The organism is Bradyrhizobium sp. 142, from assembly GCF_023074015.1.
Taxonomy (GTDB): Bacteria; Pseudomonadota; Alphaproteobacteria; order Rhizobiales; family Xanthobacteraceae; genus Bradyrhizobium.
The window spans coordinates 1-25,312 of sequence record NZ_JADPKQ010000374.1 but is presented as its reverse complement, the minus strand read 5'-3'; the positions used below and the strand labels follow the sequence as shown (position 1 = coordinate 25,312).

The window sequence follows — 25,312 nt, the reverse complement described above, 5'->3', positions numbered from 1 at the left end:
GATGAGTGAAAGGCCGCCCATTTCGCCCCGGAGTCCGCGGGCAGCGCTCGAGCCCGAGCAGGTCCCGCCGCCGCCAAAGCGATCGGACCGGGCGCGCAATCCCTTCGTGATCGTCGGCAACGCGATCATCACACTGCTGCTGATCGCGATGATCGGTGCGGGCGGCGTGTATTATTACGGCCGGCAGGTGCTTGAGGCCGCAGGTCCGCTCAATGAAGACAAGATCGTCAACATTCCCCAGCGCGCGGGCAAGCGCGACATCGCCGAAACCCTGAACCGGGAAGGCGTGACCGACGTCAATCCGTGGGTGTTCATCGCCAGCGTGGCAGCGCTGAAGGCGAGTTCGGACCTGAAGCCCGGCGAATATTCGTTCCAGAAGAACGCATCTCTGCGCGACGTCATCGCCACAATCGTCGAGGGCAAGGTGGTGCAGCATGCCGTCACAATTCCGGAAGGCCTGACCTCCGAGCAGATCATGGCGCGCCTTTCCGACAACGACATCTTCACCGGCAGCGTGCGCGAGCTGCCGCGCGAGGGCACGCTGCTGCCGGAGACCTACAAGTTCCCGCGCGGGACCCCGCGCGAGCAGGTGGTCCAGCGCATGCAGCAGGCGCATAAGCGCGTGCTGGCCGAGATCTGGGAGCGTCGCAGCCAGGACATTCCGGTCAAGACTCCGGAGCAACTGGTGACGCTGGCCTCGATCGTCGAGAAGGAGACCGGCAAGCCGGATGAGCGCAGCCGTGTCGCCGCCGTGTTCGTCAATCGCCTGAAGCAGAGGATCAAGCTGCAGTCCGATCCCACGATCATCTACGGCATCGTCGGCGGTAAGGGCACGCTCGGCCGCCCGATCAAGCGGAGCGAGATCACGCAGCCCTCGCCCTACAACACCTATGTGATCGAAGGATTGCCGCCGGGTCCGATCTCCAATCCCGGCCGCGCCTCGCTGGAGGCGACCGCCAATCCGGCCCGCACCCGCGATCTCTATTTCGTCGCCGACGGTACCGGCGGGCACGCCTTCACCGAGACCTACGACGCGCACCAGAAGAACGTCGCCAAGCTGCGCGCGATGGAGAAGCAGATCCAGAACGACACGGTCGAGCCGGCCGACGATGCGCAGCCCCCCGCCGCAGCCGCGCCCGCCGCCGCCGATACGCCGACCGCGACCACGCCGGCGCGGCCCAATCAGCAGAAAAAGCCGCCGGCGCCCCGTCCGGCTGGTCCGCCTCCTGCCCGGCAGGGCGCGGTGCAGCCTTCGCCGCCGGTGGTCCAACGCTAGCGGCCGCTCTGACACGCGGTCTCTAGCGGATTCCACTTTCCTGCAAAAAAGTCTTAAGATTCGCGTGCCCTGATGGCCTCGCGAATCTCATCTGTCCGGAGAAACTGACCCGATGGCGCTGTCGTCCATGACCGGCTTTGCCCGAAGCCACGGCGCTAGCGGGCCGTATACGTTCGAATGGGAATTGAAGTCGGTCAACGCCAAGGGCTTGGACCTGCGGGTGCGGTTGCCGCAGGGGTTCGACGAGCTCGAAGCCCACGCCAAGAAGCGCGCCGGCGAGGTGCTGTCGCGCGGCACCGTCTATGCCAATCTCACCGTCAAGCGCACCAACGCGGCCGCCTCGGTCCGCGTCAACGAGGACGTACTCAATGCCGTCCTGAAGGCCGCCGCGGTGATCGCCGGCAAGGTCGATGCGGTCGCGCCGAGTGTCGACGGCCTGCTCGCCATCAAGGGCGTGATCGAGGTCGCCGAGCCCGAGGGCGACGAGGACGAGGACAAGGCCGCGCGCCTCGCCGCAGCGGATGCCTTCGACAAGGCGCTCGCCGAGCTCGTCGAGATGCGCAGGCGCGAGGGCACCTCGCTCGGGCAGATCCTGACCCAGAGGGTCGACGAGGTCGAGCAACTGGCGAGAAAGGCTGAGGCCGCACCCGGACGCAAGCCGGAGACGATCAAGGCCAGACTCGCCGAGCAGATCGCGACATTGCTCGATACGTCGGACCGTTTCGATTCCGACCGCCTGATGCAGGAAGCAATCCTGATCGCGACCAGGGCCGACATCCGCGAGGAGCTCGATCGGATCGCCTCCCATATCGCCCAGGCACGCGAGCTGATCGGCAAGGGCGGCCCGGTCGGGCGCAAGCTCGACTTCCTGGCGCAGGAGTTTCACCGCGAGGTCAACACCTGTTGCTCGAAGTCCAACGATATCGAGCTGACCAATACGGGGCTCGCGATGAAGAACGTGGTCGAGCAGTTCCGCGAGCAGGTCCAGAACCTGGAGTGATCGATGACGACGGGGCATGGTACTGACGGTGTCGAGCGGCGCGGGCTGATGTTCGTGCTGTCCTCGCCGTCGGGCGCGGGCAAGACGACGCTGTCGCGGATGTTGCTCAAGCGGGAGCCCGGCCTGAAGATGTCAGTGTCGGCGACCACGCGTCAGAAGCGGCCGGGAGAGGTCGAGGGGCGCGACTATTTCTTCGTCAGCAAGCCCAGGTTCGAGACAATGGTGGAGCAGGGCGAACTGCTCGAATGGGCCACCGTGTTTGACAATCTATACGGGACGCCGCGTGCTCCGGTGGAGGCTGCACTGTCGGCCGGACAGGACGTGCTTTTCGACATCGACTGGCAGGGCACGCAGCAACTGCACCAGAAAGCGAGCGTCGACGTGGTTCGCGTCTTCATCCTGCCGCCCTCGGCGGCCGACCTCGAGAAGCGTCTGCATTCGCGCGCGCAGGATTCCGATGAGGTGATCCGCAACCGCATGAGCCGCGCCAGCCATGAGATGAGTCACTGGGCCGAGTACGACTACATCGTTATCAACCACGATGTCGACGAAGCCTTCGCCGAAGTGCAGTCGATCCTGAAGGCCGAGCGCCTCAAGCGCGAGCGGCGGACTGGCCTCGTGGGCTTCGTGCGAAGTCTGCAAAGCCAGCTTCAGGCGTAGGCCGCGACAGCCGCGGCCCTTGCTTCGCCAGCCGTTCCAGCATGGTCGTGATGACGTCGATGTCGACAGCATCCTCATCGCGCGAATTTTCAGAGTGATCGGCCGGCTCTTCGTCATGGGGATCGTTGGCCGCGAGCTGAGGCGCCGATGCCTCGATTTCGAACTCCCCGTCGAATGACTCGATCTCGGCCTCGTCTGGTTCTGCTGCTTTGGCAGGGGAGGAGGGGCGGGCGGACGGTTGGTGCGCCGCCACGACCATACCGATCTCGTCGGCGAACGCTGCGAGTGTTGCAGCCTGGGGACAGGGTTGAGGACGCATGGCGTCGAAATCCACCGGACGCGGCTGCGTGCGCGGCGTCGCCTTGAGCCAGGGTGCGCGGCTGCCGCGCTGATCCTGCGCCTCCCAATCGTCCCAGTTCACGCGGCGGTCTCCCGCCTGGACGCGGCCGCGGCCGCCGGCGAAGCGGTAGACGACGCTGGCGAGCAGGCCTGCGAGCGCCAGCGCGCCGCCGACGACGAGCAGGAGCGTCTGGAGCGAGCCGGTCGGCTTGTCGGCGGACGCATCGCCCGCGGCGGGCGCCACCGGAGCAGCGGATTTTGCCGGCTTCGCGCTCGGCTGGGCAGCGGCCGTTGCGGGTGGGGCCACCGGTTGCGGCGCGGGCAAGGCGGAGGCGTCCGGCCAACGCGCAGCGACGGCAGGCTGTTGCGCATTGCTGTCATTGGCGCTCGGAGATGGAGGCGCAGCCGCCGGTGCGATCGCCGCGGCCTGAGCGGGCGCGCTCGGTGCGCTCTGCGGCGCCAAATATTCGGCGCGCGCGTTCTGCACTGAATGCGGCTGCGTCGCTGCTGAATTATTCGCGTCGGGTGTTTCCGTCGAGTTCTGCGCGATCTGTGCGGTGGCCTTATCGGTGTCCTTGCCGCTTTCGGCGCGCAGGTACCAGCATTGCCGCTTGGTGCTGCGATCGAGGCGATAGTGCCAATGCTGTCCCTGCGGCGCGGTGCCCTTGGGCGAAGCGAGGCAGTCGCTCGCGGCGTTTGCAGCGCTCGATGCGCTCGGCGCGTTCTGCGAGACGGCGGCCAGCGGCGCGCCAGCAACGATGCTGGCGACAAGTGTCGATATGAACTTCGCGGTTCGGTTGCCCATCCTGGTCTCCCGGTGACGCATGACGCTACTCGTTACTTGCCCTTTATCGTCAAAGAGTTGGGTGGCAATGAGCCGCAAATCCGGAGAGGATGTGGCCTGAATCGGGCCTGCGGCGCATTCGTTCCGTCGCGAAATAAGGCTTTTTGGCGCGCTGTGTTTTTGCCCGACGCCTCGCGGCAAGGCCACCTCGACCTCCGCACGTCATTTCGGGGAGCGCGCAAGCGCGAGCCCGGAATCCATTGCGCGGCAGAATACGCAGCCCGAATCCCGACGGTCAAATTCGCAATACCGCTGAACAGTTGCCGGCAGGAGCTTGACTCCCGCCATCCGGACCTCTAATAGATTTCGGACTAACTGGTCCATAAAAATGGCGCGACTGAGGGAATTCGACTACGAGCAGGTGCTGGACGGCGCGCTTGGGCTATTTTGGCGCGACGGCTATGAGGCAACTTCGTTGGACGGAATGCTTGGCGAGGTGGGGCTGAGCAAGAGCAGCTTTTACGGCGCGTTCGGCAGCAAGCATGACATGCTGCTGGCGGCGCTCGACCGCTACATCGAGACCGTGCTGCAGGCCAACATCGAAGACCTGCGGCGCGGATCTCCGCGCGCGGCGATCGTGCGGCACTTTGACAAGATTCTTGGCTTTCAGCCGGTCTCGAAGACTTGCTTCCTTCAGGTTTGCGCGGTTGAACTGGCGGCGCACGACCAACTCGTCAGGATGCGGGTTCGCCGCGGTGTCGAACTGCTCGAGGAGGCTTTTCGCGACGCCATTGCACGCGGGCAGGCGGCGGGCGAATTTGCCGCGGACGGCGATGCGCGCGCGCTCGCGACGTTTCTGGTGGCGAACGGTTACGGCCTGCAGATGCTCGCGCGAGCTAATCTCGCGGCGGATTGGCGAAAGAAAACCCTGCCTATCATCCTCAAGGCGCTGGAATAAAAATTTTTTGCTTCAATATGGACTATATGGTCCGTAATAACGGGGAACGCCATGACGACCGATAGCTTCACTGCCAAGCAGCGCTGGGTGCTCGCGCTGACCGCGGGCGCATCATTCATCGCCGTCATGGACGGCATGGTGGTCACGACCGCGCTGGATGCGATCCGTCTCAGTCTTTCAGCGCCCTTGTCGGCTCTGCATTGGACGATGACAGCCTATAGTTTGAGCTTTGCCGCACTGCTGATGGCCGGCGCCGCACTGGGCGATCGTTTCGGGCGCCGGTCCATGTTCGTTTGCGCGCTCGGACTGTTCGCCCTCGCGTCGGTCGGCTGCGCGGCAGCGCCAACGATCGGCTGGCTGATCGCTGCGCGCACCTTGCAGGGCGCCGCGTCCGCCTTGCTCGTACCAGTAGCCATGACGCTGCTCGGGACGGCTGTGACACCGGCTCAGCGGCCGCGCGCGATGGGACTGTTCAGCAGTCTTACCGGCCTTGCCGTGCTGTCCGGGCCCGTGATCGGCGGCCTCCTGGTCGATAGCCTCGGTTGGCGCTGGGTGTTCTGGATCAATGTGCCGCTCTGCGCCGCGACCGCATTTCTGGCGAGATGGCGCATCGATAACGTCGACCGCATCACCTCTCAGATCGATTGGCGCGGTGTCGCGCTGCTGACGGCGGCGATGACGGCGCTGGTCTGGGGCCTGTCGCAAGGCAACGGGTCCGGCTGGTCGAGTCCGGCGGTGGTAGCGGCGTTCGCAATCGGAGCGGCGGCGGGTCTTTTGTTCTTCGCCTCGCAGCGCAACATTCCCCACGCGCTGGTGCCGAGCCGCTTGCTTGGATCGGGCCAATTCCGGGCCGGCAATGCGGTGTGCCTGCTGATGTTCATGAGCATGATGGGCACTCTGATTTTCATGGCGCAGTATTTCGAGATCGCCGAACAGGCGAGTGCCTCGGGTGCCGGCTGGCGAATGATGCCCTGGACCGTATCGCTGTTCGCCGTCGCGCCGCTTGGCGGCGCTGTGGCGGGCCGCCTCGGAGAAAGGGCCCCGGCGATGGCGGGCCTCATTCTGCAAAGCGCCGCGCTGGTGTGGATGTCGCTGCTCTCGAGCGGAGCTTATCCCTACAGCGCGTGGGTCGCGCCGCTCGTCCTGGCCGGGGTCGGAATCTCGATAGCGATGCCTGCGGTGCAGAGCGCCGTGCTCGGCGCCGTCAGTCCCGCCGACATGGGCAAGGCGTCGGGCGTCTACAACACGATGAGACAGTTGGGATGGGCGTGCGGCGCGGCGGCCGCGGTCGCCGTGTTCAGCGGCTTCGGAAATCTCGCGACCGCAAAGGCCATGGGCGCCGGCTATTCCTCAGTCCTGCTGTTGACCGCAGCATTATCGACGATAGCGGCAATCCTGTCGTGGAGCTTGCCGAGCGCCGCCCGGACCGACTCCAAAGCCTCCGCCGTGGTCGCCGCTTCCGCTGCGAGCGATCTGAAGCAGCCAATCGAAACCGCTTGATCCCACTTGAAGCGACAAAGATGCCGCGTTGGCATTCAGCAGGAGAAATCAAACATGGTGATCGATCGACGAACCATCGGAGCAACGCCGGCCGCAGCCGGCGCGGTGCCGGGCCAAGCTGCGGAAGACAACCGCGAGAGCAATAAGCGAACGGTGCTGGCATTCTACGAAACCGCATTGAACCGGTCCGATTTCGATGAAGCGGCGGTACATTTCGGGCCGCAATACATTCAGCACAATCCCATGGTCAAGGACGACATCGATGGTTTCCGGTCGTTCCTGCAGGATCTCAAGGCGCAATTTCCTGAACTTCGCGGCGAGATCAAGCGCGTCTTCGCCGATGGCGATTTTGTGATCCTCCACGTTCACGCCAGGCGCACGCCCGACGAACTGGGCTTGGCGATCGTCGATATTTTTCGTCTCGCGCACGGCAAGATCGTCGAGCACTGGGATGTCCGCCAGCCGCTCACCGAGACGTCCGCGAACACCAACGGCATGTTCTAACCCGGCTCTCACGGAGTTCGCGTGGCAGCAGGCCTCCGAAAAACAGACAATCAAAGGCGATATACCGTGGAACAATTGCTTGTTCGAAGCAAAGCGGACGGAGAACAGATCGAGGCGTCGCTAAAGCATGCAACTGCCGACATCGAACCGGGCGTCAGCCTTCATTATGTCGTCGCCGGCAGTGGGCCTCGCACCGTTGTCCTGCTGCACGGCTTTCCCCAGACCTGGTGGGCCTGGCGCCACACGATACCGCAACTTGTCGATGCTGGCTTTCGGGTTGTAGCTCCCGACTATCGCGGCGCCGGCCATTCTTCGAAGCCGCTTTCGGGCTACGACAAGCGCGCCATGGCGAGCGACATCCATCGGCTGCTCCATGAGCATCTCCAGCTTGCGGAGCCGGTCGCGCTGGTAGGGCACGATTTCGGTCTCATGGTGGCGTATGCCTATGCCCAGTCCTATCGCGACGACGTCACTCATCTGGTCGCCGTCGACGCGCCGCTGCCGGGAACGGCCATCTTCGATCAGTTACGTGCCAACCCGCGGAACTGGCAGTTCTCCTTCCACAACGTTCGGGATCTTCCCGAATTTCTGGTCTCTGGCAAAGAGCGCGAATACCTGCAGTGGTTCTTCAATTTCCGGATGTCCAATCCGGCCGCCATTACCGATGCCGACTTTCAGGCTTATCTCACGGCATACACGATGCCCGGCGCGATGCGCGCGGCGTTCGAACTTTATCGGGCGTTCGATCAGGATACCAAAGATAACCGCGACTTCATTGCGGCCAATGGAAAGCTGACGATTCCGGTTCTTATCGCGGTTGGAGAGACCAGTCCCACCGCGCCGTTGGTGCGAGGGATGATCGAGGAAGTCGCCAGCGCGACAACGGTGCTTCCGGTCGCCGGCGCCGGGCACTGGATCGCCGAGGAGAACCCGCACGCCTTTGCCGCCGGACTGATCGAGTTTCTTGGACATAACCAATAATTACGAGCGCACCACGTCGCAGAGCCACGAGGACACTCTTGAGGATTCACAGCTTTCAACAGTGCCGGCACGTGCGCGTTCAGCGATCTCCGGCGTGGCTGAGGCCACCTTAGGCGAGAGGCTTTCCATCCCATGCCGATGGAGAAGATCGACCAAATGCAGCAAGGCCCTCCGCCAAGCCTGTCTTGATTTTCCTGCGGGTCAGTTCTTGAGCACGATGCGGCCGACCACCTTGCCGGCGCGCAGCTCGTCGATCCATTTCTGGACGTCGCCCATCGGCTCTTCGCGCATCGGCGTCGGCTTGATCTTGCCGGCGCGGGCGAGCGCCATCAGTTCTTGAGCCTCGGTGAGCGTGCCGACCATGAAGCCTTCGATGGTCATGCGCTTGTAGACCCATTGCACCATCGGCAGCGTGAACTGGCCGCCCATCAGGCCGGACACCACGATCTTGCCGCCGCGCGCGGCGACCGCGACTGCAAATGCCATCGACTTCTCGTTACCGGCGAAATCGACGATCTCGTCAAAACCGCCTTCGGTCTCCTTGAGAATGCGCTTGATCACGTCGGGCTCGGCCGGGTCGTAGGCATTGGCTGCGCCGTTCTTCAGGGCGGTGTCGCGCGCGGCCGGGCTGAGATCGGCGACCGTGATCGGCTGCTTGAACATGGCTTGTGCGAACGACAGGCCCATCATGCCGACGCCGCCGAGGCCGATCAGCAGCAGGTTGCGCTGGCGCGGACGATCGACCAGACGCTTGAGCGCGCCGTAAGCCGTCACGCCGGAGCACATCAAGGTCGCGGCCTGGTTGACGGGCAGGGGATCGTAGTCGAGCAGATATTTCGCATCGGGCACCAGTACGTGGCTGGCGAAACCGCCGTCGATGGAAACGCCGAGGAAACGCTGCTTGGCGCAGAGATTCTCGTCGCCATTCTTGCAGTCACGGCACTGACCGCAGCCGATCCAGGGAAACACCGCTTTCTTGGCACCGACGAGGCTATGCGGCACATCGGGGCCGACTTCGTCGACGACGCCCGCGATCTCGTGGCCGAGCGTGAAGGGCAGCGTCATGCCGCGCGTGGTGTCGAGCTTCTTGCCGCCGCCGAGATCGGCATAGCCGTCCTGGATATGCAGGTCGGAATGGCAGAGGCCGCAGCGCTCGATGCGCACCAGCACTTCTGCGCCTTGCGGCTTGGGCGTGTCGATGATGGTCTCGCACAGCGGCGCATCGAACTTGACCAGGGACTGGCGACGCATCAACGCCATATTTCTTCCTCCGAAATTTCCTCTAAAGCGCTATGCGCTTTGGCTCATTGTTTGAGCATGATCTCTTTCGGAGAACCGCTTCACACTTTTCCGGATCATGCTTCTTCGCTTCGTATATCCGCCAATTCACGTGCCATGGCAACAAAGCCGGAGATGGGAATGGTCTCCGCGCGCCGCGTCGCATCGACGCCGGCTGCCGCTGCAAGTCGGGCCGGATCCGCTTGAAGCGATTTCAGGCTCTGCCGCAGCATCTTGCGGCGCTGCCCGAAGGCGGCGGCCGCGACCTGTTCGAGCATGCGGCGATCGCAGGCAAGCGGGTTTGCGCGCGGCACCAGGCGCACCACGGAGGAGGTGACCTTCGGCGGCGGCACGAAGGCGGACGGCGCGATGTCGAACAGGATTTTCGTCTCGGCGCGCCAGTTGGCGAGCACGCCGAGACGGCCATAGGCCTCGTCGGTCTCGCGCGCCACGATGCGCTCGGCGACCTCGCGCTGAAACATCAAGACCATCATCTCGTACCAGGGCGGCCAGGGCTCAGCCGTGAGCCAACCGATCAGGAGCTGGGTCGCGATGTTGTAGGGCAGGTTGGCGACGATCTTGGCCTTGCCGCCGTCCAGCAGCGGGCGCGGGTCGAAGGTCATGGCATCGCCGTGCACGATCTCGAGCCGGCCGGGATAGCGCGCGGAAATATCCTGCAAAGCGGGGATCGCGCGCTCGTCATGTTCGATCGCGATGACCCGCCTGGCGCCGAGCGCGAGCAGGGCGCGCGTCAGCCCGCCCGGGCCGGGGCCGATCTCGACGATGGTTGAATCATCCAGCGGCGCCGCCGCGCGCGCGATGCGCGCGGTAAGGTTGAGATCGAGCAGGAAGTTCTGGCCCAGCGATTTGCGGGCCGACAACGCGTGCTGGCGAATGACCTCGCGAAGCGGCGGGAGGTCGTCGATCGCGCTCATCAGCTTGTTGTCGCCGCCATGCGGCTCGCAAGCTGGAGCGCCGCGATCAGGCTGGCGGGGCTCGCCTTGCCGCTGCCTGCAATGTCGAACGCGGTGCCGTGGTCGGGCGAGGTGCGGATGAAGGGCAGGCCGAGCGTGACGTTGACCGCGTCGTCGAAGGCGACCGTCTTGATGGGGATCAGGGCCTGATCGTGATACATGCAGACCGCGCAGTCATAGGTGTTTCGCGCGGCTTCGTGGAACATCGTATCGGCCGGCAAAGGTCCCCTGGCCTCGATGCCGTCGTTGCGCAGTGCCTTGAGCGCCGGCGCGATGATGGTCTGCTCCTCGTGCCCGAGCGAGCCGTCCTCGCCGGCATGCGGATTGAGGCCGGAGACCGCGATCCGCGGCCGGGCGATGCCGAAGCGGGATTTCAGCTCGGTGGCGACGATGTGCACGGTCGAGACAATCAGATCGCTCGTGAGCTGGCTCAGCGCCTCGCGCAGCGAGACGTGGATGGTCACCGGCACCACGGCGAGTCGCGGCGACCACAGCATCATCACCGGCTGCGGCGCACGGCCGTCTTGCGCGGCAAGCTCGGCGAGGAATTCGGTGTGGCCGGGATGGCGGAAGCCTGCGCGATAGAGCACGCTCTTGGCGATCGGATTGGTGACGACGGCGCCGGCGCGCCCGTCACGGACATCGGCGACCGCCTGGCGGATCGAGGCGAGCGCGGCCGGCGCGCTCGAGGCGTCGGGCTTGCCGGGTTCGGCCGTCGCGATCTCGCCGGTCGCAACCACGGGCAGGGCGTCGGCGAAGGCGGCCGCAGCCTCGTGCGCGCTCACCTCGGCAATGCTGATGCCGGCGCCGAGCGCCTTGGCGCGCCGCGCGATCGTGCGCTTGTCGCCGAGAAGATAGAAGGCGGGCAGGTTCAATTCGCGGCGCCTGAGCCAGGCTGCGATCGTGATGTCGGGGCCGATGCCGGCGGGCTCTCCCAGGGTCAGGGCGAGGGGCTTTGCGGAAGGCTCTACGGAAGGCTCTGCGAAGGGCTTGGCCATCAGCGGTTGCGATATTCGATCATCGCCGCCTTGCGGATCTCGTCGAGATAGGCCTTTTGGGTCTTCTCGTATTTCTCGGTGTACATCTTCTCGCGCACCTCGCGCTTCTTCGGCGTGTCGATCATGGTCGGCTTGCGCGAACAGAGCACGACCATCTCGATGCCCGCCTTGGTCACCTCGGGCGCGGTCAGATGGCCGATCGGGGTGTCGTCCAGCACCTTGCGCAGGGCGTCGGGCAGCTCCGCGCTGGTCTTGGTGACGGCTTCGCGGATGGTGGCGTTCGGCGTCGAGCGGAACAGCGAATTGGCTTCCTCGCAGCTCGCAATGCGCGAGCGATAGGTCTCGGCCTCCTTCTGGCGCGTCTCCAGGAAGGCCGGGGACGATCCGCGCGGCATGATCAGCACGATCGGCTGCATCTTGTATTCGGTGCCTTCGATCTGGAGCTTCTGTCCGGTCTCGGCCTCCACAGCCGCGGCGACGTCACGCTCGCCGACCTGGAGGCGCTCCTTGTAGCGGCCGCGCACGAGGCTGGTCCAAACCATCTCGGACTTCATGCGGCTTTTCAGGGTATCGGGGCGGAGGCCCTTGCTCTCGAGTGACTTGGTGAGCTGCTCCGGCGTCAGGCGCAGGCGCTGCGCCATTCCGGCGTAGGATTGGTCGATATCGGCGACACCAGGATCGACGCCGTATTTCTTGCCTTCCTTGATCTTGATCTTGTCGTTGATCAGCTCGTTGATGACGTCCTGCCGGCTCGGAGTCTTCTGCGTCGTCAACTGGTCGAGCTTGGAGCGCTGATCGATGTCGAAATCGGTGATGGGATCGCCGTTGACCATGACGACGATGTTCTGCGCCCGCGCCGGCGTGCCGATCAGAATCAAGGCAGCGAAGACGAGGAGGAGGCGCAGGACAGGTAATGGATTCGTCATGGTTGTCGCTCGCATGTCAGCCGCGGTGAACCTGCGATCGGGAATACGCGGCCGTCACTTCAAACCGTTCACTGGATACCGCTGGCGGAACTGCTGTTCGCCGACGTGGTCGCCAGCGTTCGCAGCCCGATCTGGAACATGAACGCGTGGCTCAGGACGGGCGGAGTCGAGCCCGCGGAATAGCTATACGAAGTTACATAGTTCGCCGCCAGCACGAAGCAATCGTCGACATAGCCGGCACCGAGCACATACTGGTTGATCTTGTTGGCCTCGAGGTCCCAGCGCGCCGATCCCGTCACCACCCAATTGGTCGCGACCTTCAGCGAGCCCGACGTCAGGATGCCCTCGCGGCGAGTCAGGTAACCAAGCTCCGGCTGCGCCGCGTAATTGCCGTACATCATGCTGACCGACCAGCGATTGAAGTTGGCGCGGCCTTCCGCCTCGAAGCGCTGGACGTTTGAGGTCTGCTCGTCCATGCGGGAGCGGACGCTGAACGTATAGGTGCTGTTGGGCGAGTAGCTGGCGCTCGCGACGTAGTCGGAACGCGGCTTGTCGAGGCCGGACGCAAGACCGGTATTGATGGCGTCCTGAACCGCATAGGAGTTCATGCCGAACAGCTGGTAGGACTGGCCGAACAGCACCTTGACGGCACCGCCCCTGTCGAACTGCGTGGTGGCCTGCACACCGACATTGGCGCGGCCGCCGCCCTCGACCCGGTCGTAACCGGAGAACTTGTCGACGCTGAACAGGTTCGAGGTGTCGAACACCATGCTCTGCGCATCCTCATTCGGAAGCTTGCCGGCATAGGTCTCGTTCGGCCGGATGATGATCTGCGCGATCGGCTCGATGGTGGTCGAGCCCCAGGGCTGAATGTTGATGAAGGGATAGCGGTATTCGAGACCGACGGTCGGCATCAGGCGGAACGCCTGGGTGTCGCCGACGGGCAGGTAGTTCGACACGCCCGGCTGGTTGGAGACCGAGGAGTTGATGGCGTCGGCGCGCAGAATCGCGAACGGCGTCCATATCTCGCCGAACGGATCGGTGAAGGACTTGCGCCACTGCGCTTCCGCGCTCAGGCGGGTGTAGGTGCCCGGGAAGCCGCGCAGCAGGCACTGCGAAGGCGTGCGCGCAAGCGGGTCGGCCGACGCCGTCGTGCACAGGCTGTTGGTGTTGGCGAGCGTCGTGGTCGGATCGAACGCCGCGCTGTCACGCGACAGGTTCACGAAATTGGTCTTGTAGCTGAACTCGCCGCCGAACACCGGATAGTTGAGGACGTTCGAATAGTCGATCACGGGGTAGACGACCGGCACCTGGCTCTGGTTGCCCGAGAAGCTCAGCCAATACATCGTACGCGCGTCGAAGAAGCTGCGATTGCCGACGCCGGTCAGATAAAGCTGCGACAGCGCATCCGTCGGCAGGCTCAGGAACGATCCGAGCGGATCGCGGTAGGCCGACAAGCGGTAGTCCGACATGAAATAATAGTCGGAGAGCAGGACGCCGTCCCAGCCCCAGACCCATTTGTCGTTGAGTGCGAACTGGCCCTTGGTTTCGACGCCGCCACGGAACTGGCGCTCGCCCGGCAGACCGGCGAACTTGCTGGGGTCAAGCTGGTCGATGCCGTAAACGCGGATCTGATAGGCGCCGTCCATCAGGCGCTGGCGGAACTCGGCCTGCAGCAGCACGCCCTGCTTGGACGTGACACGCGGGCTGAAGGTCGCGTCCATATCGGGCGCGATCGCCCAGTAAAATGGGACTTCGAGGCCGTAACCGAACGCCGAGTACGAGCTGAAGCCCGGCATCAGGAAACCGGTCTTGCGCTTCACGGTCGGGTCGGGCGTCGAGAAGTAGGGCATATAGGCCAGCGGCACGCCGAAGAATTCGAGCTGGGCGGTCTCGAAGTACAGCATCTTTTCCTGCTGGTCGTGGATGATGCGCGCACCCTTGACCTGCCACAGCGGCGGCTTCTTCGGATCGTCCCTGCACGGCGCGCAGGCCGTGTAGACGCCATTCTCGAACACCGTGTAGTTGCCGCTGGAACGGTCGGCGCGGCTCGCGGCCATGCGGGTCTGGTCGGCGGTGTCCACGCGCAGCGAATCGACGAAACCGTCGCGGTAGTCGTCGGAGAGATCCATGATCTCGGCATAGGTGATCTTGCCGTCGGCATCCGTCATGCGGATGTTGCCTTCGGCATGCAGGCGCTTGGTCTTCTGGTCGTAGATGACCCTGTCGGCCTCGACGCTGGTGCCGTTGTAGAACAGCTGGACGTTACCGACCGCGGAGACGCGCGAGTTGTTGTAGTCGTAGTCGACCTCGGTCGCCTGCACCAGCATCTGGTTGTCGTTGGCGACCTTCGGCGGCTTCGGACGCGGCGGCAGCGGATTGTAGGTGAAGCTCTGCGCGCCAGCCGGCGTCACGGCGGCAACGCCGATCAGACCGCCGAGCGATGCCGCGGCGGCGAGAGCAAGCAGGAGCCTGCGGATGGACAAGCCGCACCCGTTCGCGCGCACCACAGTGCGCCGCGTCAAACGAGACACGGGTCCTTGGCGGACGGCCGTCACTATCCGTCCTCCTGATACAGCAAGGCCAAAAAGCCGGTGAGGCCGCCCACCACTGCGGGCAACCACGCCGCAGCGATCGGATGCATCAATTCAGCCTTGCTCAAGTCTTCAGTCACTTTCGACAGAACGTAGAGCAGAAAGCCTGCGCCCACGCCACTCAAAACCATCTTCTGTACGCCGCCCATCCGGAAGAAGCGCAACGACACGGATGCCGCCAGCATCACCATCGCTGCGAGCAAAAACGGCTGCGCCAGAAGCTTGTGATACTGGAGTCGATATCCGGCTGTCGCGAAGCCCGAGCTCTCGGAGGAGCGGATGTAGCTCGGTAGTTGCCAAAAGGACACAGTCTCGGGTGTGGAAAAGCTGTTGCGGACCTGTGCCTCGGTCAACGTCGTCGGAATCTCCAGCCGCGCCTGGTCGACCGGCGGCGAGTCCAGTGTGAAGCGCCGCACGGTCCTGAACAGCCAATGGCCGTCCTCCAGCGCCGCCTCGCGTGCCTCGATCCGCTCCTTGAAATGCCAATCCGTATCGAATCGGAACAGGGTCAGCCCGGTCAGCCGGACGCCCTGCTGCTCGCTGCGCGCGGCGTTGATGATGACCTGGCCGTCATCGGTGACCTGATTGAGCCAGAAGCCCGAGGCGTCCTGAATGCCGCCGCCGGGAGCCGAGCCAAACAGCTCGGCCTCCATGCGCTTGGAGAGCTCGCGCAAATTCGCCGACATCGGATTGTAGGCGACGGTAGCGATCACCCCGATCAGGAGCGCGCTGCCGAGCGCGGGCGAGATGAACTGCCACGCGGAGATGCCGGCGGCGCGCGCGACCACGAGCTCGAGCCGGCGGGAGAGGGCGAGATAGCAGGTCATGGCGCCGATCAGCATGCAGAACGGCGTCAGCTTCTCCAGCAGTTGTGGCACGCGGAACAGCGAGGTCTCGGCCACCATAATCGCGGAGGCCGACGCGAGGCCGGACGTCTTGCGCACCATCTCGATGTAATCGACCAGCACCAGCAGCAGGAAAATGCTCGCGAACACGCCGAGCGCGGCGACGACGAAGCGGCCGGCGAAATAGCGCCCGAGCGTGTTGGTGAGCATGCTCATGCGGTGGCCGGCCGCCCGAATAGCCGCGCGATGCGCGCGTTCGACCTGTTGATGGCCTCCATGAGACGGGCGGGTGGTTCGACCACGATGCCGCCGACGATCAGCCAGATGCCGGCGCCGATCGCGGTCGCCAGCATCGCGTATTGGACGAGTGCCGCGAACGGCGATTTCACGGCCATCACCGAGCAGGCGAAGCCCGCCATGCGCAGGCCGAACACCGCGATCACCGAGCCGCCGATCGAGAAATTGCGGCTCTGGCGCGTGGTGCGCGGCGCGCCGAGGAAGGCGAAGGTCAGCGCCGCAAAGGCGAACGGATAGAGCGGCGCCATGATGCGGTCATGCAGCTCGGAACGGAACTGCCCGGGGACCGCTTTGTAGACCGGGTCGTCCTCGGGCGGTGCAAACAGTTCCCAGAGATAGCGCTCGCGGATGCCGAGGGTGACGTCGTGGCCCTGGCTCGAGAATTTCGACATGTCGAAGCCGTAGCGGCCGAACGCCACCAGCGCAGGATCGCGCTTGCCGACCTCGAATCGCTGGAGATTGCCGTCCTTCAGTACCAGGAACGATCCGTTGTCGTTCTTCACGACCTCGCCATGCTCGGCGACAATGGAGACGCGCTCGTTCGGATCGCGGCGATCGTCGATGAAGATGCCGGCGAGGATGCCGCCGGGCTGGCGCTCGCGGATCCGGATCGTCAGGTTCTTGTCGAGCTGGGCGAAGCGGCCGGGCTGCAGGATGTTGGTGAGAACGTCGGCGGTGATTTCGGCGTCCCACTGCTTGATCCGCCGCATGCCGTCGGGGGCGAGATAGGCGGCGATGAAGGCGACCAGTAGCGCCACCACGCAGGTGGCGTAGAAGAACGGATAGAACAGCCGGAACGGCGAGAAGCCAGCGGCATTCATCACGATGATCTCGGAATCGGTCGCCAGCTTGTTCAGCGTGTGCGAGATCGCGATCATCAGCGCGATCGGCGAGATGATCAGGACCAGCGCCGGGATAACGAGGCTGGTGATGCCGAGGAAGGTGAGGATGGTCTGACCCTGGCTCGTCATCAGGTCGATGCCGCGCAACGCCTGCGTAATCCAGATCACGCCGGTGAGGCTGACCAGGACCAGCGCAAACGACGCCAGCGTCGTGCGGAAGATATACCTGTCGATCGACCCCATGCGCTACCGCACGATCCCCACCAAAACCCCAATGCAGTCACGGGAATTTCCGGCTGTCCGACCCATCCCGGAAGGGGATCCCCAGGGTCGCGCAGCCATCTCGTCCGCCGGCTTACTTTCTCACTACCATCCCTTTGATCCGTCAACAAAATGGCTGGCCCATGGCACCCTCAATATATGGTTAATATTTCCCTCGTTGTTGCCTGGCGGCCACGGGGGATGCTTGGCATCTGCCGGCCCGGTGGCCCATAGTGCTCAAAGTCTGCTGAATCGCCGTTGAGGTCCCGGCCCTTGGGCTGACCTGCCGAACGGTAAAAAGCCCCATGTTTTTGAGGAGTTACCCCATGTCCGATGCCGTTAAGGTCGGCTTTGTCCCGTTGTCTGCCGCCCCCCTTGGCATCATGGTCGTGTTCTGCGACGACAATCTGAAGGTCGGCCCGGCGACGGCCAAGTCGTTGGGCGGTGCCAACGAAGTCGTGAAGCGGGCAGCCACCGCCGCCGCCTTCAAAGGCAAAAGCGGCGCCGTCCTGGACATCCTGGCGCCGGAAGGGGTGAAGGCCACCCGTCTGATCGTGATTGGCGCCGGCAAGGCCGCAAGCCTGAAGGCGAACGACTTTCTAAAATTCGGCGGCGTAGCGGCGAGCAAGCTTGGCTCCGGAACCGCTGCCATGACCATCATGGCGGAACTGCCCGATGGCGCGTTGGCGAGCGAGCCGGCGGTCGCGATCGCCTCGGGCCTGCGGCTGCGCGCCTACAAGTTCGACCGCTACAAGACCAAGAAGAAGGACGGCGAGGAGGAGGGCTCTCGCGCCGACGTCTCGTTTGCGGTCGGCGACGTCGCCGCGGCGAAGAAGGCGTTTGCCTCGGCCGGTGCGATCGTGGACGGCGTGATCATTGCGCGCGACCTCGTCAACGAGCCGCCGAACGTGCTGTATCCCGAAGAATTCGCGCGCCGCGCCAGCCAGCTCCGCAAGCTCGGCGTCAAGGTCGAGGTGCTCGACGTCAAGGCGATGGACAAGCTCGGTATGGGCGCGCTGCTCGGCGTCGGCCAGGGCTCGGCGCGGCCGAGCCGCACCGTGATCATGCGCTGGGACGGGGCTAAGAAGGGCGAGGCGCCGGTTGCCTTCGTCGGCAAGGGCGTCTGTTTCGACACCGGCGGCATTTCGATCAAGCCGGCCGGCAGCATGGAGGACATGAAGGGCGACATGGGGGGAGCTGCCTGTGTCGTCGGCCTGATGCATGCGCTCGCGGCGCGCAAGGCCAAGGTCAACGTCGTCGGCGCCATCGGCCTCGTCGAGAACATGCCCGACGGCAAAGCGCAGCGTCCGGGTGACATCGTCACCTCGATGTCGGGCCAGACCATCGAGATCATCAACACCGACGCGGAAGGCCGCCTGGTGCTTGCCGATGTGCTCTGGTACGTCGCCAAGAAAACCAAGCCGAAATTCATGGTGGACCTGGCGACGTTGACCGGTGCGATCCTTGTGGCGCTCGGCACCGACCATGCCGGCATGTTCTCCAACAATGACGAGCTTGCCGAACGTCTGCTGACGGCCGGACTCGAGAGCGGCGAGAAGGTCTGGCGCATGCCGCTCGGCCCCGAATACGACAAGCTGATCGATTCACAATTCGCCGACATGAAGAACACCGGCGGCCGCCATGGCGGCTCGATCACCGCGGCACAGTTCCTCCAGCGTTTCGTCGACGGCACGCCCTGGGCGCATCTCGACATCGCCGGCACCGCGATGGGCGCGCCGAAGACCGACATCAACCAGAGCTGGGGAAGCGGCTATGGCGTGCGGCTTTTGGACCGTCTGGTGGCAGATCATTACGAGCGCAAATGACCCAAAATGACTGAAGTGCTGTTCTATCATCTGCAAAACATGACGGCGGAGAACGTCTTGCCGCCGCTCCTGGAGAAATCGCTGGAGCGCGGCTGGCGCGTCGTGGTGCAGTCGACCTCGCCCGAGCGCGCCGATGCGCTCGATGCGCATCTATGGACCTACCGCGACGATTCCTTCCTGCCGCACGCGACATGGCGCGTGAACGATGCCGCCGAGCAGCCGATCGTGCTGGCGTTCGAGGAGCACAATCCAAACGGCGCCCAGGTCCGCTTCCTGATCGACAACGCCGCAATGCCGCAGGACTGTCAGAGCTACGCGCGCATGGTGCTGCTGTTCAATGGCGACGATCCGGACGCGCTGGCTCTGGCCCGAAGCGCCTGGACGGATTGCAAGGCGCGAGGATTTGATGTCACCTATTGGCAGGCCGACGAGCGCGGCCGGTGGCAGCGGCGGAATTAGCCGCCGTTCGCAATTAATGATAATTTGCACTTTTCGGGTCAGGTTGGCTTCGGTCACCTTGATGCCGCAAAGTGATGTTGGGACAATTGCTTAGGGCTGGTCCTTCACGCGGGGAATTTGGTTTATCGTGCGACATCAAAAGCTTCCCAGGTCGCTCATATTTGCGTTGGCTGCCGTAGCACCGCTGATCGCGGGCTGCTCGAGCGCCCCCGACCTGTTGTCCAAGGATGCCGAATGGTTTCAGAAGCCCGGCCGCCTGTTCATCAAGAACATCTCGATCGAATCGCCGCCGCTGACCCCCGACACGCCGGTTAAGGCCGACGATCTGGTCAGCGCCGACGGCGCCTGTCCCGGTATGGCGCCTCCCGGGCCGGCTGATGCCAACGCGTCGACGACTCCGCCGGCTCCGTCCGGCGGCACCGTCGCACTCGGCCATACCGAATGCGACGTGGTGCGCGGCATTGGTGCGCCCTCGAACGTCAACCTCTCCAACGATGCTGCAGGCCGGCGTGTCGCCGTGGTGACCTGGACGACCGGCCCGCGTGCCGGCATTTACACGTTCACCGCCGGCCGTCTGTCATCGATCGAGGGCACGCCGGAGCCGCCCGTGATGCCGAAGGCGGCCAAGCCGAAGGCGAAGAAGAAAGCTGCAACTTAAGGCTCCGAGCGGCGCCGGTCACTGGATCGGCGCGATTGATGCGGCCGGCAATGAGATCGCTCAACAGCGCCGTGCTGTCGCGGTACGGCACATGCTGAATCTCGATGCCCGCCATGGTTTGAAAAAACTCGCCCGCCAAATGGGTGGAGGTGCCCACTCCCGCCGAAGCGAAGGTGAGGCGAGGCAAATGCCTGCCCGTTTGTTAACCAGCCGCTTCGTCAAACTGCGCACTCGCCTCGAGCCATTGCTCCTCGGCGCGCGCCAGCGCGTCCGACGCATTCACACGTGCTTTCGACAATTGCGCGGCTTGCTTGGGGTCGCGGGTGAACATGTCGGGGAGGGTCAGCGCAGTGTCGATTTTGGCGATGATCTCGCTGACGCGGGCGATCTCGGCCTCGGCTTCCGCGATGCGCTTCTTCAATGACCCGCGGTTGTCTGATCTTTGACGCTGCGGCTTTTCGCTCGCGGTGCTGCGCTCGCGCGGGGAGGCTTCCGCGTTGCGCGACGACAGCACCAGGCGGCGATATTCGTCGAGGTCGCCGTCGTAGTTCGTCACGGTGCGATCGGCGACTATCCAGAGCCGGTCGGCGCAGGCCTCGATCAGATAGCGGTCGTGCGAGACCATGATGACCGCGCCGGGAAATTCGTTGATGGCCTCGGCGAGCGCGGCACGGCTGTCGATGTCGAGATGGTTGGTCGGCTCGTCAAGGATGATCATGTTGGGGCCGAAGAAGGTCGCAAGTCCCAGCAGGAGCCGCGCCTTCTCGCCGCCCGACAGTTTGCCCACCTTGGTGTCGGCCGCCTTGCCGGAAAAACCGATCGCGCCGGCGCGGGCGCGCACCTTGGCCTCGGGCGCATCGCCCATCAGCTTGCGCACATGGTCATAGGCCGAGCCGTCCTCGTTCAACTCGTCGAGCTGGTGCTGCGCGAAATAGGCGATCGACAGCTTGTCGGCGCGCGTCACTCTGCCGGAGAACGGCGCAAGGCGCCCGGCAAGCAGCTTGACCAGCGTCGACTTGCCGTTGCCGTTGGCGCCGAGGAGCGCGATGCGGTCATCATTGTCGATGCGCAAGGTGACGCGGCCCAGCACTGGCGTATTGGGATCGTAGCCGACCGAGGCGTTGTCGACGGCGATGATCGGCGGCGACAGGATCTTCTCGGGAGCGGGAAAGCTGATCTCGCGCACATCCTCGGTGACCAGCGCCGTGATCGGCTTCAGCCGCTCCAGCATCTTCACGCGAGACTGCGCCTGGCGCGCCTTCGACGCCTTGGCCTTGAACCGATCGACGAAGGCTTGCAGCCGCGCGCGTTCCGCCTCCTGGCGCTTGACCTGCTTGGCATCGAGCAGCTCGCGCGCGGCGCGCTGCTCCTCGAAGGAGGAGTAAGAGCCGCGGTAGAGCGTGAGCTTGCCACGCTCGAGGTGTAGGATCTGGTCGACCGAGCTCTCCAGCAGGTCGCGGTCGTGGCTGATCACGATCACCGTGCGCGGGTAATGCGCCAGATGATCCTCGAGCCACAGCGTGCCTTCGAGGTCGAGATAGTTGGTGGGCTCGTCGAGCAGCAGCAGATCGGGTGCAGCAAACAGAGTCGCAGCGAGTGCCACGCGCATCCGCCAGCCGCCGGAAAATTCGGCACAGGGGCGAACCTGATCGGCCGCGGAAAAACCGAGGCCTGAGAGAATCGCGGCGGCCCGGCTTGGTGCCGAATGAGCGTCGATGTCGACGAGCCGGGTCTGGATCTCGGCGATCCGGTGCGGATCGATCGCGCTTTCGGCTTCACGCAGCAACGCGTCGCGTTCGAGATCGGCCTTGAGCACGACCGAGATCAGGCTGTCGGGGCCGTTCGGCGCTTCCTGGGCGAGGCTGCCGACACGCCAGCGCGGCGGCAGCGTGACGGAGCCGTGTTCGGCCGCCAGCTCGCCGCGGATGATCTTGAACAGCGTCGACTTGCCGGTGCCGTTGCGTCCGACCATGCCGACCCGTGAACCGGGCGTGATCTGCACGGAACTCTGGTCGATCAGGAGGCGTCCGGCGAGGCGGACCGAAAGGTCGGTGACGGAAAGCATGCGGCCTTGTCACCGCAAGGCGCCGCGAACGCAACCCGTTTTTGCGTCTGCCCGTTAGTGCGAGTCGTCCTCGGGGTCGCGCTTCTTCAGTTCGCTCATCAGCTGTTCGAGATGCGTCGGGAGCCGGGACTCGGGGCGAAGGCATTGCTGGAGCCGCTCGCCCACGGCATCGCGAATCCAGCGGCTGGTGCGCCGGTCGATCTGTTCGATGTCATCGGCGAAGAGGCTAGTCATCAGCGGGGTTCCATGCTTCACAATAACGACACAGTACCAAGTCTCTGACCGTAAAATTGTTTCGCCCGCAGCGGGCTGCCGGACATTCTAGTAAAAATTGTATTAATTTCGTCGTGAAGGCCAAGGGCCGCCCCAACGCAAAGCCCCGGCGGGGGCACGCCGGGGCTTCTCTTGGAAGGTACCTGGGGGACGGTAGGTACCCTTTGGAAGGTGCTGTCGCTCTCAGTAGCAGCGGTTGATCAGCCGCCAGCGGGGTCCCCAGGGGGTCGGGATCAGCCGGCGCACGTAGCAGCCGCCATAGCCGTAGGAGACGGGGCCACCGGCATAGAAGCGCGGTCCACCCCAGCCGTGGCCGTGATGCCAGCCGCCGCCGTGCCAGCCCCAGCCGCCATGCCAGTGAGCGGAGGCAGAGGTCGGTGCCAGCGCGGCACCCAGCGCGACCGCGGCAACTGCGGCAAGCGAAAGTTTCCTCAACATGGTGATCTCCTCAGAACTGTCGGCGCGGGCCTGCGCGTCGATGGAAAGGCCGCCGAAACGGTTTGCCTCGTGATCAGCTTTCGTTTCGATAGGCGACACCTTATGCCGGCGCGGCTGAACCAAACCCTGATGATGGGTTCAGATTGGGTTCATCTGGGTGAAATTGGTGTAATCCCGGGTGAAATCTTGGACCTTGGCCCTGCGGCGAAGCGCCCGTGAGGGCGTTCCGGCGGTCGCTTGCCGTTCGGCAACGGCGCCGATATAAGCCCGGCAACTCCGAACCACCGCTTTCTCCTCAAGGGACAAGATCATGGCCATCGAACGCACTTTCTCGATTATCAAGCCCGATGCGACCGCGCGTAACCTGACCGGCGCGGTGAACGCCGTGATCGAAAAAGCGGGCCTGCGCATCGTCGCGCAGAAGCGCATCCGCATGACCAAGGAGCAGGCCGAGACCTTCTATGCCGTCCACAAGGAACGCCCGTTCTTCGGCGAGCTCGTCGAATTCATGACCTCGGGTCCGGTCGTCGTCCAGGTGCTGGAAGGCGAGAACGCCGTTGCCCGGTATCGCGAAGCAATGGGTGCGACCGATCCGTCCAAGGCGGCCGACGGCACCATCCGCAAGCTCTACGCAAAGTCGATCGGCGAGAACTCCGCGCATGGCTCGGACGCGCCGGAGACGGCTGCGATCGAGATCGCGCAATTCTTCTCGGGCAACGAGATCGTCGGCTGATACAACAGCCGATAAGCTAAGGCGGCGGGGCGAAAGGACGCATTGTGAACTGGCTTTGGCAGATCTTCGATCCCGCTACGATCGGGGCATTCTTCACCCAGTTTCGCAATGAGATGGCCGAACCGACCTTCTGGATCGCGGTCGGCAAGATCATCTGGATCAACGTCCTGCTCTCCGGCGATAATGCGCTGGTGATCGCGCTCGCCTGTCGCGGCCTGAAGCCGCGACACCGGCTGTGGGGCATGGTGCTCGGCGCCGGCGCCGCGGTGCTGCTGCGGATCATCTTCACCGGCATCGTCGCCAGCCTGATGGGGCTGCCGTACCTCAAGCTGGTCGGCGGCCTCGCGCTGATCGTGATCGCGGCAAAGCTGCTCGTGCCCGAAGAGGAGGGCGAGGACGACGTCGAGTCGGCCTCGCATCTGTGGCACGCCGTGCAGATCGTCGTCATCGCCGACATCATCATGAGCCTCGACAACGTCATTGCCGTGGCCGCCGCCGCCAATGGCAGCGTGCCGCTGCTGATCCTCGGACTTGCCATCAGCGTTCCGCTGATCGTCGCCGGCGCGGCGCTGATCATGGCGTTGCTCTCGAAATTGCCGGTTCTGGTATGGGCCGGCGCGGCGCTGCTCGGCTGGATCTCGGGCGAAGTGATCGCGACCGATCCCGGCATCGCGCCGAAGCTGCACACGCTGTTCGACGGCCCGCTCGGCGCATCGCTGGATTCGATACTCGCCGCCTTGCGCATTCCGCCGCAATTCACCCATGGCGGCGGAGGCGGCGAATATCTCTGCGCGGCACTCGGTGTGGTCGTCGTGCTCGTGGTCGGCACCATCTGGCGCCGCCGGAGCCTGGGCCAGGCGGCGCTCGATTCCTCCGAGCGGCACGCCAAGGTCTCGGCGGAGTAATCTCCGGGGCATGACCAGTTTCGCCGGCCTCTTCCCGGCGGGAAGGTCCAGCGTCATTCCCACAAGGTTGCGGTAGCGGCCGTGTCTGTACTTATTGCTGCAAACCGGAAGCTGCTCAGAGATGCCATCGCGAGCCAATTGCCGTCCTATTGCTGTTGCTGCCGCCGCCGTCAAATCGCGCCCGAGGTTCGCCAGACCTACAGCTTTCGCGGCCTCCGTGGCGTCCATTGCCTTGTTCAGCGACGGCCATGTTTACCGCGCCAGCGCGCAAAGTGCTGTGCCTGCGACCGAGCGGGGAACAACGTTGCCGGCGGTGACCGTCACCGCAGACGTGCCGAAGCAGCGTGCAAGCCTGCGTTCCAATCCAGGCCGAAGGGCGGGCCGTGAAAGTTTGCCCGCAAGCGAGCGGGCCAAGTTGCAGGCGGAGGCGGTCCCTGCTGCTCCGAAGCCGGGTGCCCTGCCGCCGTCCTACGCAGGCGGGCAGGTCGCCCGTGGAGGCCAGATCGGCCTGCTGGGCAACAAGGATTTCATGGATACGCCGTTCAACATGACCAGTTACACGGCGAAGAAGATTGAAGATCAACAGGCCACCACGGTAGCCGACGTTGTCAGCAACGACCCTTCGGTCCGTTAATGGGATGGTCCGGCCGTGCTCCTGCCCCGCCAGCAAGCGAAGCTGGCAAGGGGCGCCACAGACAAGGAGCACGCCATGTCTCAGACACCCAATACCGCGATGGCCGTGATCGGCATCGATATCGGCAAGAACTCGTTCCACGTCGTGGGCCACGATGCGCGCGGCGCCATCGTGCTGCGGCAAAAGTGGTCGCGTGGCCAAGTGGAAGCGCGGCTCGCCAATATACCGCCTTGCCTGATCGGCATGGAAGCCTGCGTCGGCGCACATCACCTGAGCCGCAAACTCGCATCGCTTGGTCACGATG

The 25,312-nt window shown here is 64.4% G+C and carries 23 protein-coding genes and 2 pseudogenes; 14 read left to right on the top strand and 11 right to left on the bottom strand.

The annotated features are described in order from the left end of the window. Position 1: 1 nt before the first annotated feature. The 3 genes from mltG to gmk all read left to right on the top strand — a co-directional run bounded on the left by mltG (position 2) and on the right by gmk (position 2,936). The gene (gene mltG / locus IVA82_RS34165; RefSeq protein WP_247383886.1) at positions 2-1,276 is read left to right on the top strand and encodes an endolytic transglycosylase MltG; all 1,275 of its coding nucleotides are present in this window, start codon (positions 2-4) and stop codon (positions 1,274-1,276) included. A gap of 112 nt (positions 1,277-1,388) precedes the next feature. Next, entirely contained in the window at positions 1,389-2,276 is an 888-nt protein-coding gene (locus tag IVA82_RS34160) for a YicC/YloC family endoribonuclease (protein ID WP_247383885.1), read from the top strand. A gap of 3 nt (positions 2,277-2,279) precedes the next feature. Then, on the top strand, positions 2,280-2,936 hold the full coding sequence (gmk, locus tag IVA82_RS34155) for a guanylate kinase (RefSeq protein WP_247383884.1): 657 nt from the start codon (positions 2,280-2,282) through the stop codon (positions 2,934-2,936). On the opposite strand, the gene IVA82_RS34150 is transcribed toward gmk, so the two are convergent. Further along, on the bottom strand, positions 2,869-4,080 hold the full coding sequence (locus IVA82_RS34150; RefSeq protein WP_247383883.1) for a hypothetical protein: 1,212 nt from the start codon (positions 4,078-4,080) through the stop codon (positions 2,869-2,871). The genes gmk and IVA82_RS34150 overlap by 68 nt on opposite strands. 400 nt (positions 4,081-4,480) lie before the next feature. Here IVA82_RS34150 and IVA82_RS34145 point away from each other — a divergent pair, with 400 nt between their 5' ends. From IVA82_RS34145 to IVA82_RS34130, 4 genes are read left to right on the top strand one after another with little or no spacing between them, the layout of a single operon-like run. Beyond that, entirely contained in the window at positions 4,481-5,017 is a 537-nt protein-coding gene (locus IVA82_RS34145) for a TetR/AcrR family transcriptional regulator (RefSeq protein WP_247493729.1), read from the top strand. Between the two features lie 51 nt (positions 5,018-5,068). Further along, positions 5,069-6,517: an MFS transporter gene (locus IVA82_RS34140; RefSeq protein WP_247383881.1), complete on the top strand. Its 1,449-nt coding sequence runs from the start codon at positions 5,069-5,071 to the stop codon at positions 6,515-6,517. 54 nt (positions 6,518-6,571) lie between these two features. Continuing rightward, entirely contained in the window at positions 6,572-7,021 is a 450-nt protein-coding gene (locus IVA82_RS34135) for a nuclear transport factor 2 family protein (RefSeq protein WP_247383880.1), read from the top strand. A 21-nt stretch (positions 7,022-7,042) separates the two neighbouring features. Further along, the gene (locus IVA82_RS34130; protein ID WP_247383879.1) at positions 7,043-8,002 is read left to right on the top strand and encodes an alpha/beta hydrolase; all 960 of its coding nucleotides are present in this window, start codon (positions 7,043-7,045) and stop codon (positions 8,000-8,002) included. Between the two features lie 201 nt (positions 8,003-8,203). Here the strand turns inward: IVA82_RS34130 and IVA82_RS34125 are convergent, their stop codons facing one another. The 7 genes from IVA82_RS34125 to lptF form a co-directional block, all read right to left on the bottom strand. Next, complete coding sequence (locus IVA82_RS34125) at positions 8,204-9,262, bottom strand: alcohol dehydrogenase (protein ID WP_247383878.1); 1,059 nt, start codon at positions 9,260-9,262, stop codon at positions 8,204-8,206. A gap of 95 nt (positions 9,263-9,357) precedes the next feature. Next, the gene (gene rsmA / locus IVA82_RS34120) at positions 9,358-10,215 is read right to left on the bottom strand and encodes a 16S rRNA (adenine(1518)-N(6)/adenine(1519)-N(6))-dimethyltransferase RsmA (RefSeq protein ID WP_247383877.1); all 858 of its coding nucleotides are present in this window, start codon (positions 10,213-10,215) and stop codon (positions 9,358-9,360) included. Next, positions 10,215-11,252, bottom strand: a complete 1,038-nt coding sequence (gene pdxA / locus IVA82_RS34115) for a 4-hydroxythreonine-4-phosphate dehydrogenase PdxA (protein WP_247383876.1) — start codon at positions 11,250-11,252, stop codon at positions 10,215-10,217. Before pdxA ends, rsmA begins: the two co-directional genes overlap by 1 nt. Then, on the bottom strand, positions 11,252-12,178 hold the full coding sequence (locus tag IVA82_RS34110) for a SurA N-terminal domain-containing protein (protein ID WP_247383875.1): 927 nt from the start codon (positions 12,176-12,178) through the stop codon (positions 11,252-11,254). Before IVA82_RS34110 ends, pdxA begins: the two co-directional genes overlap by 1 nt. A gap of 68 nt (positions 12,179-12,246) precedes the next feature. Continuing rightward, the gene (locus IVA82_RS34105; RefSeq protein ID WP_247383874.1) at positions 12,247-14,736 is read right to left on the bottom strand and encodes an LPS-assembly protein LptD; all 2,490 of its coding nucleotides are present in this window, start codon (positions 14,734-14,736) and stop codon (positions 12,247-12,249) included. Continuing rightward, the gene (gene lptG, locus IVA82_RS34100; RefSeq protein ID WP_247383872.1) at positions 14,736-15,833 is read right to left on the bottom strand and encodes an LPS export ABC transporter permease LptG; all 1,098 of its coding nucleotides are present in this window, start codon (positions 15,831-15,833) and stop codon (positions 14,736-14,738) included. Before lptG ends, IVA82_RS34105 begins: the two co-directional genes overlap by 1 nt. After that, entirely contained in the window at positions 15,830-16,999 is a 1,170-nt protein-coding gene (gene lptF / locus IVA82_RS34095) for an LPS export ABC transporter permease LptF (protein WP_247383871.1), read from the bottom strand. Before lptF ends, lptG begins: the two co-directional genes overlap by 4 nt. A gap of 344 nt (positions 17,000-17,343) precedes the next feature. On the opposite strand from lptF, the gene IVA82_RS34090 reads away from it, so the two are divergent. From IVA82_RS34090 to IVA82_RS34080, 3 genes are all read left to right on the top strand, one after another. Then, complete coding sequence (locus tag IVA82_RS34090; protein ID WP_247493728.1) at positions 17,344-18,843, top strand: leucyl aminopeptidase; 1,500 nt, start codon at positions 17,344-17,346, stop codon at positions 18,841-18,843. Positions 18,844-18,849: 6 nt separating this feature from the next. After that, positions 18,850-19,302, top strand: coding sequence for a DNA polymerase III subunit chi (locus IVA82_RS34085; RefSeq protein WP_247383869.1), 453 nt, complete (start codon positions 18,850-18,852; stop codon positions 19,300-19,302). Between the two features lie 166 nt (positions 19,303-19,468). After that, positions 19,469-19,960, top strand: a complete 492-nt coding sequence (locus IVA82_RS34080) for a hypothetical protein (RefSeq protein WP_187436235.1) — start codon at positions 19,469-19,471, stop codon at positions 19,958-19,960. 202 nt (positions 19,961-20,162) lie between these two features. Here IVA82_RS34080 and IVA82_RS34075 read toward each other — a convergent pair whose 3' ends face one another. The 3 genes from IVA82_RS34075 to IVA82_RS34065 form a co-directional block, all read right to left on the bottom strand. After that, the gene (locus IVA82_RS34075) at positions 20,163-22,025 is read right to left on the bottom strand and encodes an ABC-F family ATP-binding cassette domain-containing protein (protein WP_247383868.1); all 1,863 of its coding nucleotides are present in this window, start codon (positions 22,023-22,025) and stop codon (positions 20,163-20,165) included. A 54-nt stretch (positions 22,026-22,079) separates the two neighbouring features. Beyond that, entirely contained in the window at positions 22,080-22,259 is a 180-nt protein-coding gene (locus tag IVA82_RS34070; RefSeq protein ID WP_247383867.1) for a hypothetical protein, read from the bottom strand. 222 nt (positions 22,260-22,481) lie between these two features. Next, positions 22,482-22,736, bottom strand: coding sequence for a sulfur globule protein precursor (locus tag IVA82_RS34065; protein ID WP_247383866.1), 255 nt, complete (start codon positions 22,734-22,736; stop codon positions 22,482-22,484). Between the two features lie 310 nt (positions 22,737-23,046). Here IVA82_RS34065 and ndk point away from each other — a divergent pair, with 310 nt between their 5' ends. The 4 genes and pseudogenes from ndk to IVA82_RS34045 all read left to right on the top strand — a co-directional run. Beyond that, a complete protein-coding gene (gene ndk, locus IVA82_RS34060; RefSeq protein WP_148743022.1) occupies positions 23,047-23,469 on the top strand; it encodes a nucleoside-diphosphate kinase in 423 nt (140 codons plus the stop codon). 44 nt (positions 23,470-23,513) lie between these two features. After that, entirely contained in the window at positions 23,514-24,374 is an 861-nt protein-coding gene (locus tag IVA82_RS34055; protein WP_247383865.1) for a TerC family protein, read from the top strand. A gap of 469 nt (positions 24,375-24,843) precedes the next feature. Beyond that, positions 24,844-25,005, top strand: a pseudogene (locus IVA82_RS34050) (Plug domain-containing protein); the annotation flags it as partial. A gap of 78 nt (positions 25,006-25,083) precedes the next feature. Continuing rightward, a pseudogene (locus IVA82_RS34045) lies at positions 25,084-25,312 on the top strand (IS110 family transposase); the annotation flags it as partial.

What these genes read in the sequence shown, in the direction of transcription:
- mltG (WP_247383886.1), top strand. Translation starts at nt 2, where the DNA reads ATGAGTGAAAGGCCGCCCATTTCGCCCCGGAGTCCGCGGGCAGCGCTC.
- IVA82_RS34160 (WP_247383885.1), top strand. Translation starts at nt 1,389, where the DNA reads ATGGCGCTGTCGTCCATGACCGGCTTTGCCCGAAGCCACGGCGCTAGC.
- gmk (WP_247383884.1), top strand. Translation starts at nt 2,280, where the DNA reads ATGACGACGGGGCATGGTACTGACGGTGTCGAGCGGCGCGGGCTGATG.
- IVA82_RS34150 (WP_247383883.1), bottom strand. Translation starts at nt 4,080, where the DNA reads ATGGGCAACCGAACCGCGAAGTTCATATCGACACTTGTCGCCAGCATC.
- IVA82_RS34140 (WP_247383881.1), top strand. Translation starts at nt 5,069, where the DNA reads ATGACGACCGATAGCTTCACTGCCAAGCAGCGCTGGGTGCTCGCGCTG.
- IVA82_RS34135 (WP_247383880.1), top strand. Translation starts at nt 6,572, where the DNA reads ATGGTGATCGATCGACGAACCATCGGAGCAACGCCGGCCGCAGCCGGC.
- IVA82_RS34125 (WP_247383878.1), bottom strand. Translation starts at nt 9,262, where the DNA reads ATGGCGTTGATGCGTCGCCAGTCCCTGGTCAAGTTCGATGCGCCGCTG.
- rsmA (WP_247383877.1), bottom strand. Translation starts at nt 10,215, where the DNA reads ATGAGCGCGATCGACGACCTCCCGCCGCTTCGCGAGGTCATTCGCCAG.
- pdxA (WP_247383876.1), bottom strand. Translation starts at nt 11,252, where the DNA reads ATGGCCAAGCCCTTCGCAGAGCCTTCCGTAGAGCCTTCCGCAAAGCCC.
- IVA82_RS34110 (WP_247383875.1), bottom strand. Translation starts at nt 12,178, where the DNA reads ATGACGAATCCATTACCTGTCCTGCGCCTCCTCCTCGTCTTCGCTGCC.
- lptG (WP_247383872.1), bottom strand. Translation starts at nt 15,833, where the DNA reads ATGAGCATGCTCACCAACACGCTCGGGCGCTATTTCGCCGGCCGCTTC.
- lptF (WP_247383871.1), bottom strand. Translation starts at nt 16,999, where the DNA reads ATGGGGTCGATCGACAGGTATATCTTCCGCACGACGCTGGCGTCGTTT.
- IVA82_RS34090 (WP_247493728.1), top strand. Translation starts at nt 17,344, where the DNA reads ATGTCCGATGCCGTTAAGGTCGGCTTTGTCCCGTTGTCTGCCGCCCCC.
- IVA82_RS34085 (WP_247383869.1), top strand. Translation starts at nt 18,850, where the DNA reads ATGACTGAAGTGCTGTTCTATCATCTGCAAAACATGACGGCGGAGAAC.
- IVA82_RS34075 (WP_247383868.1), bottom strand. Translation starts at nt 22,025, where the DNA reads ATGCTTTCCGTCACCGACCTTTCGGTCCGCCTCGCCGGACGCCTCCTG.
- IVA82_RS34070 (WP_247383867.1), bottom strand. Translation starts at nt 22,259, where the DNA reads ATGACTAGCCTCTTCGCCGATGACATCGAACAGATCGACCGGCGCACC.
- IVA82_RS34065 (WP_247383866.1), bottom strand. Translation starts at nt 22,736, where the DNA reads ATGTTGAGGAAACTTTCGCTTGCCGCAGTTGCCGCGGTCGCGCTGGGT.
- ndk (WP_148743022.1), top strand. Translation starts at nt 23,047, where the DNA reads ATGGCCATCGAACGCACTTTCTCGATTATCAAGCCCGATGCGACCGCG.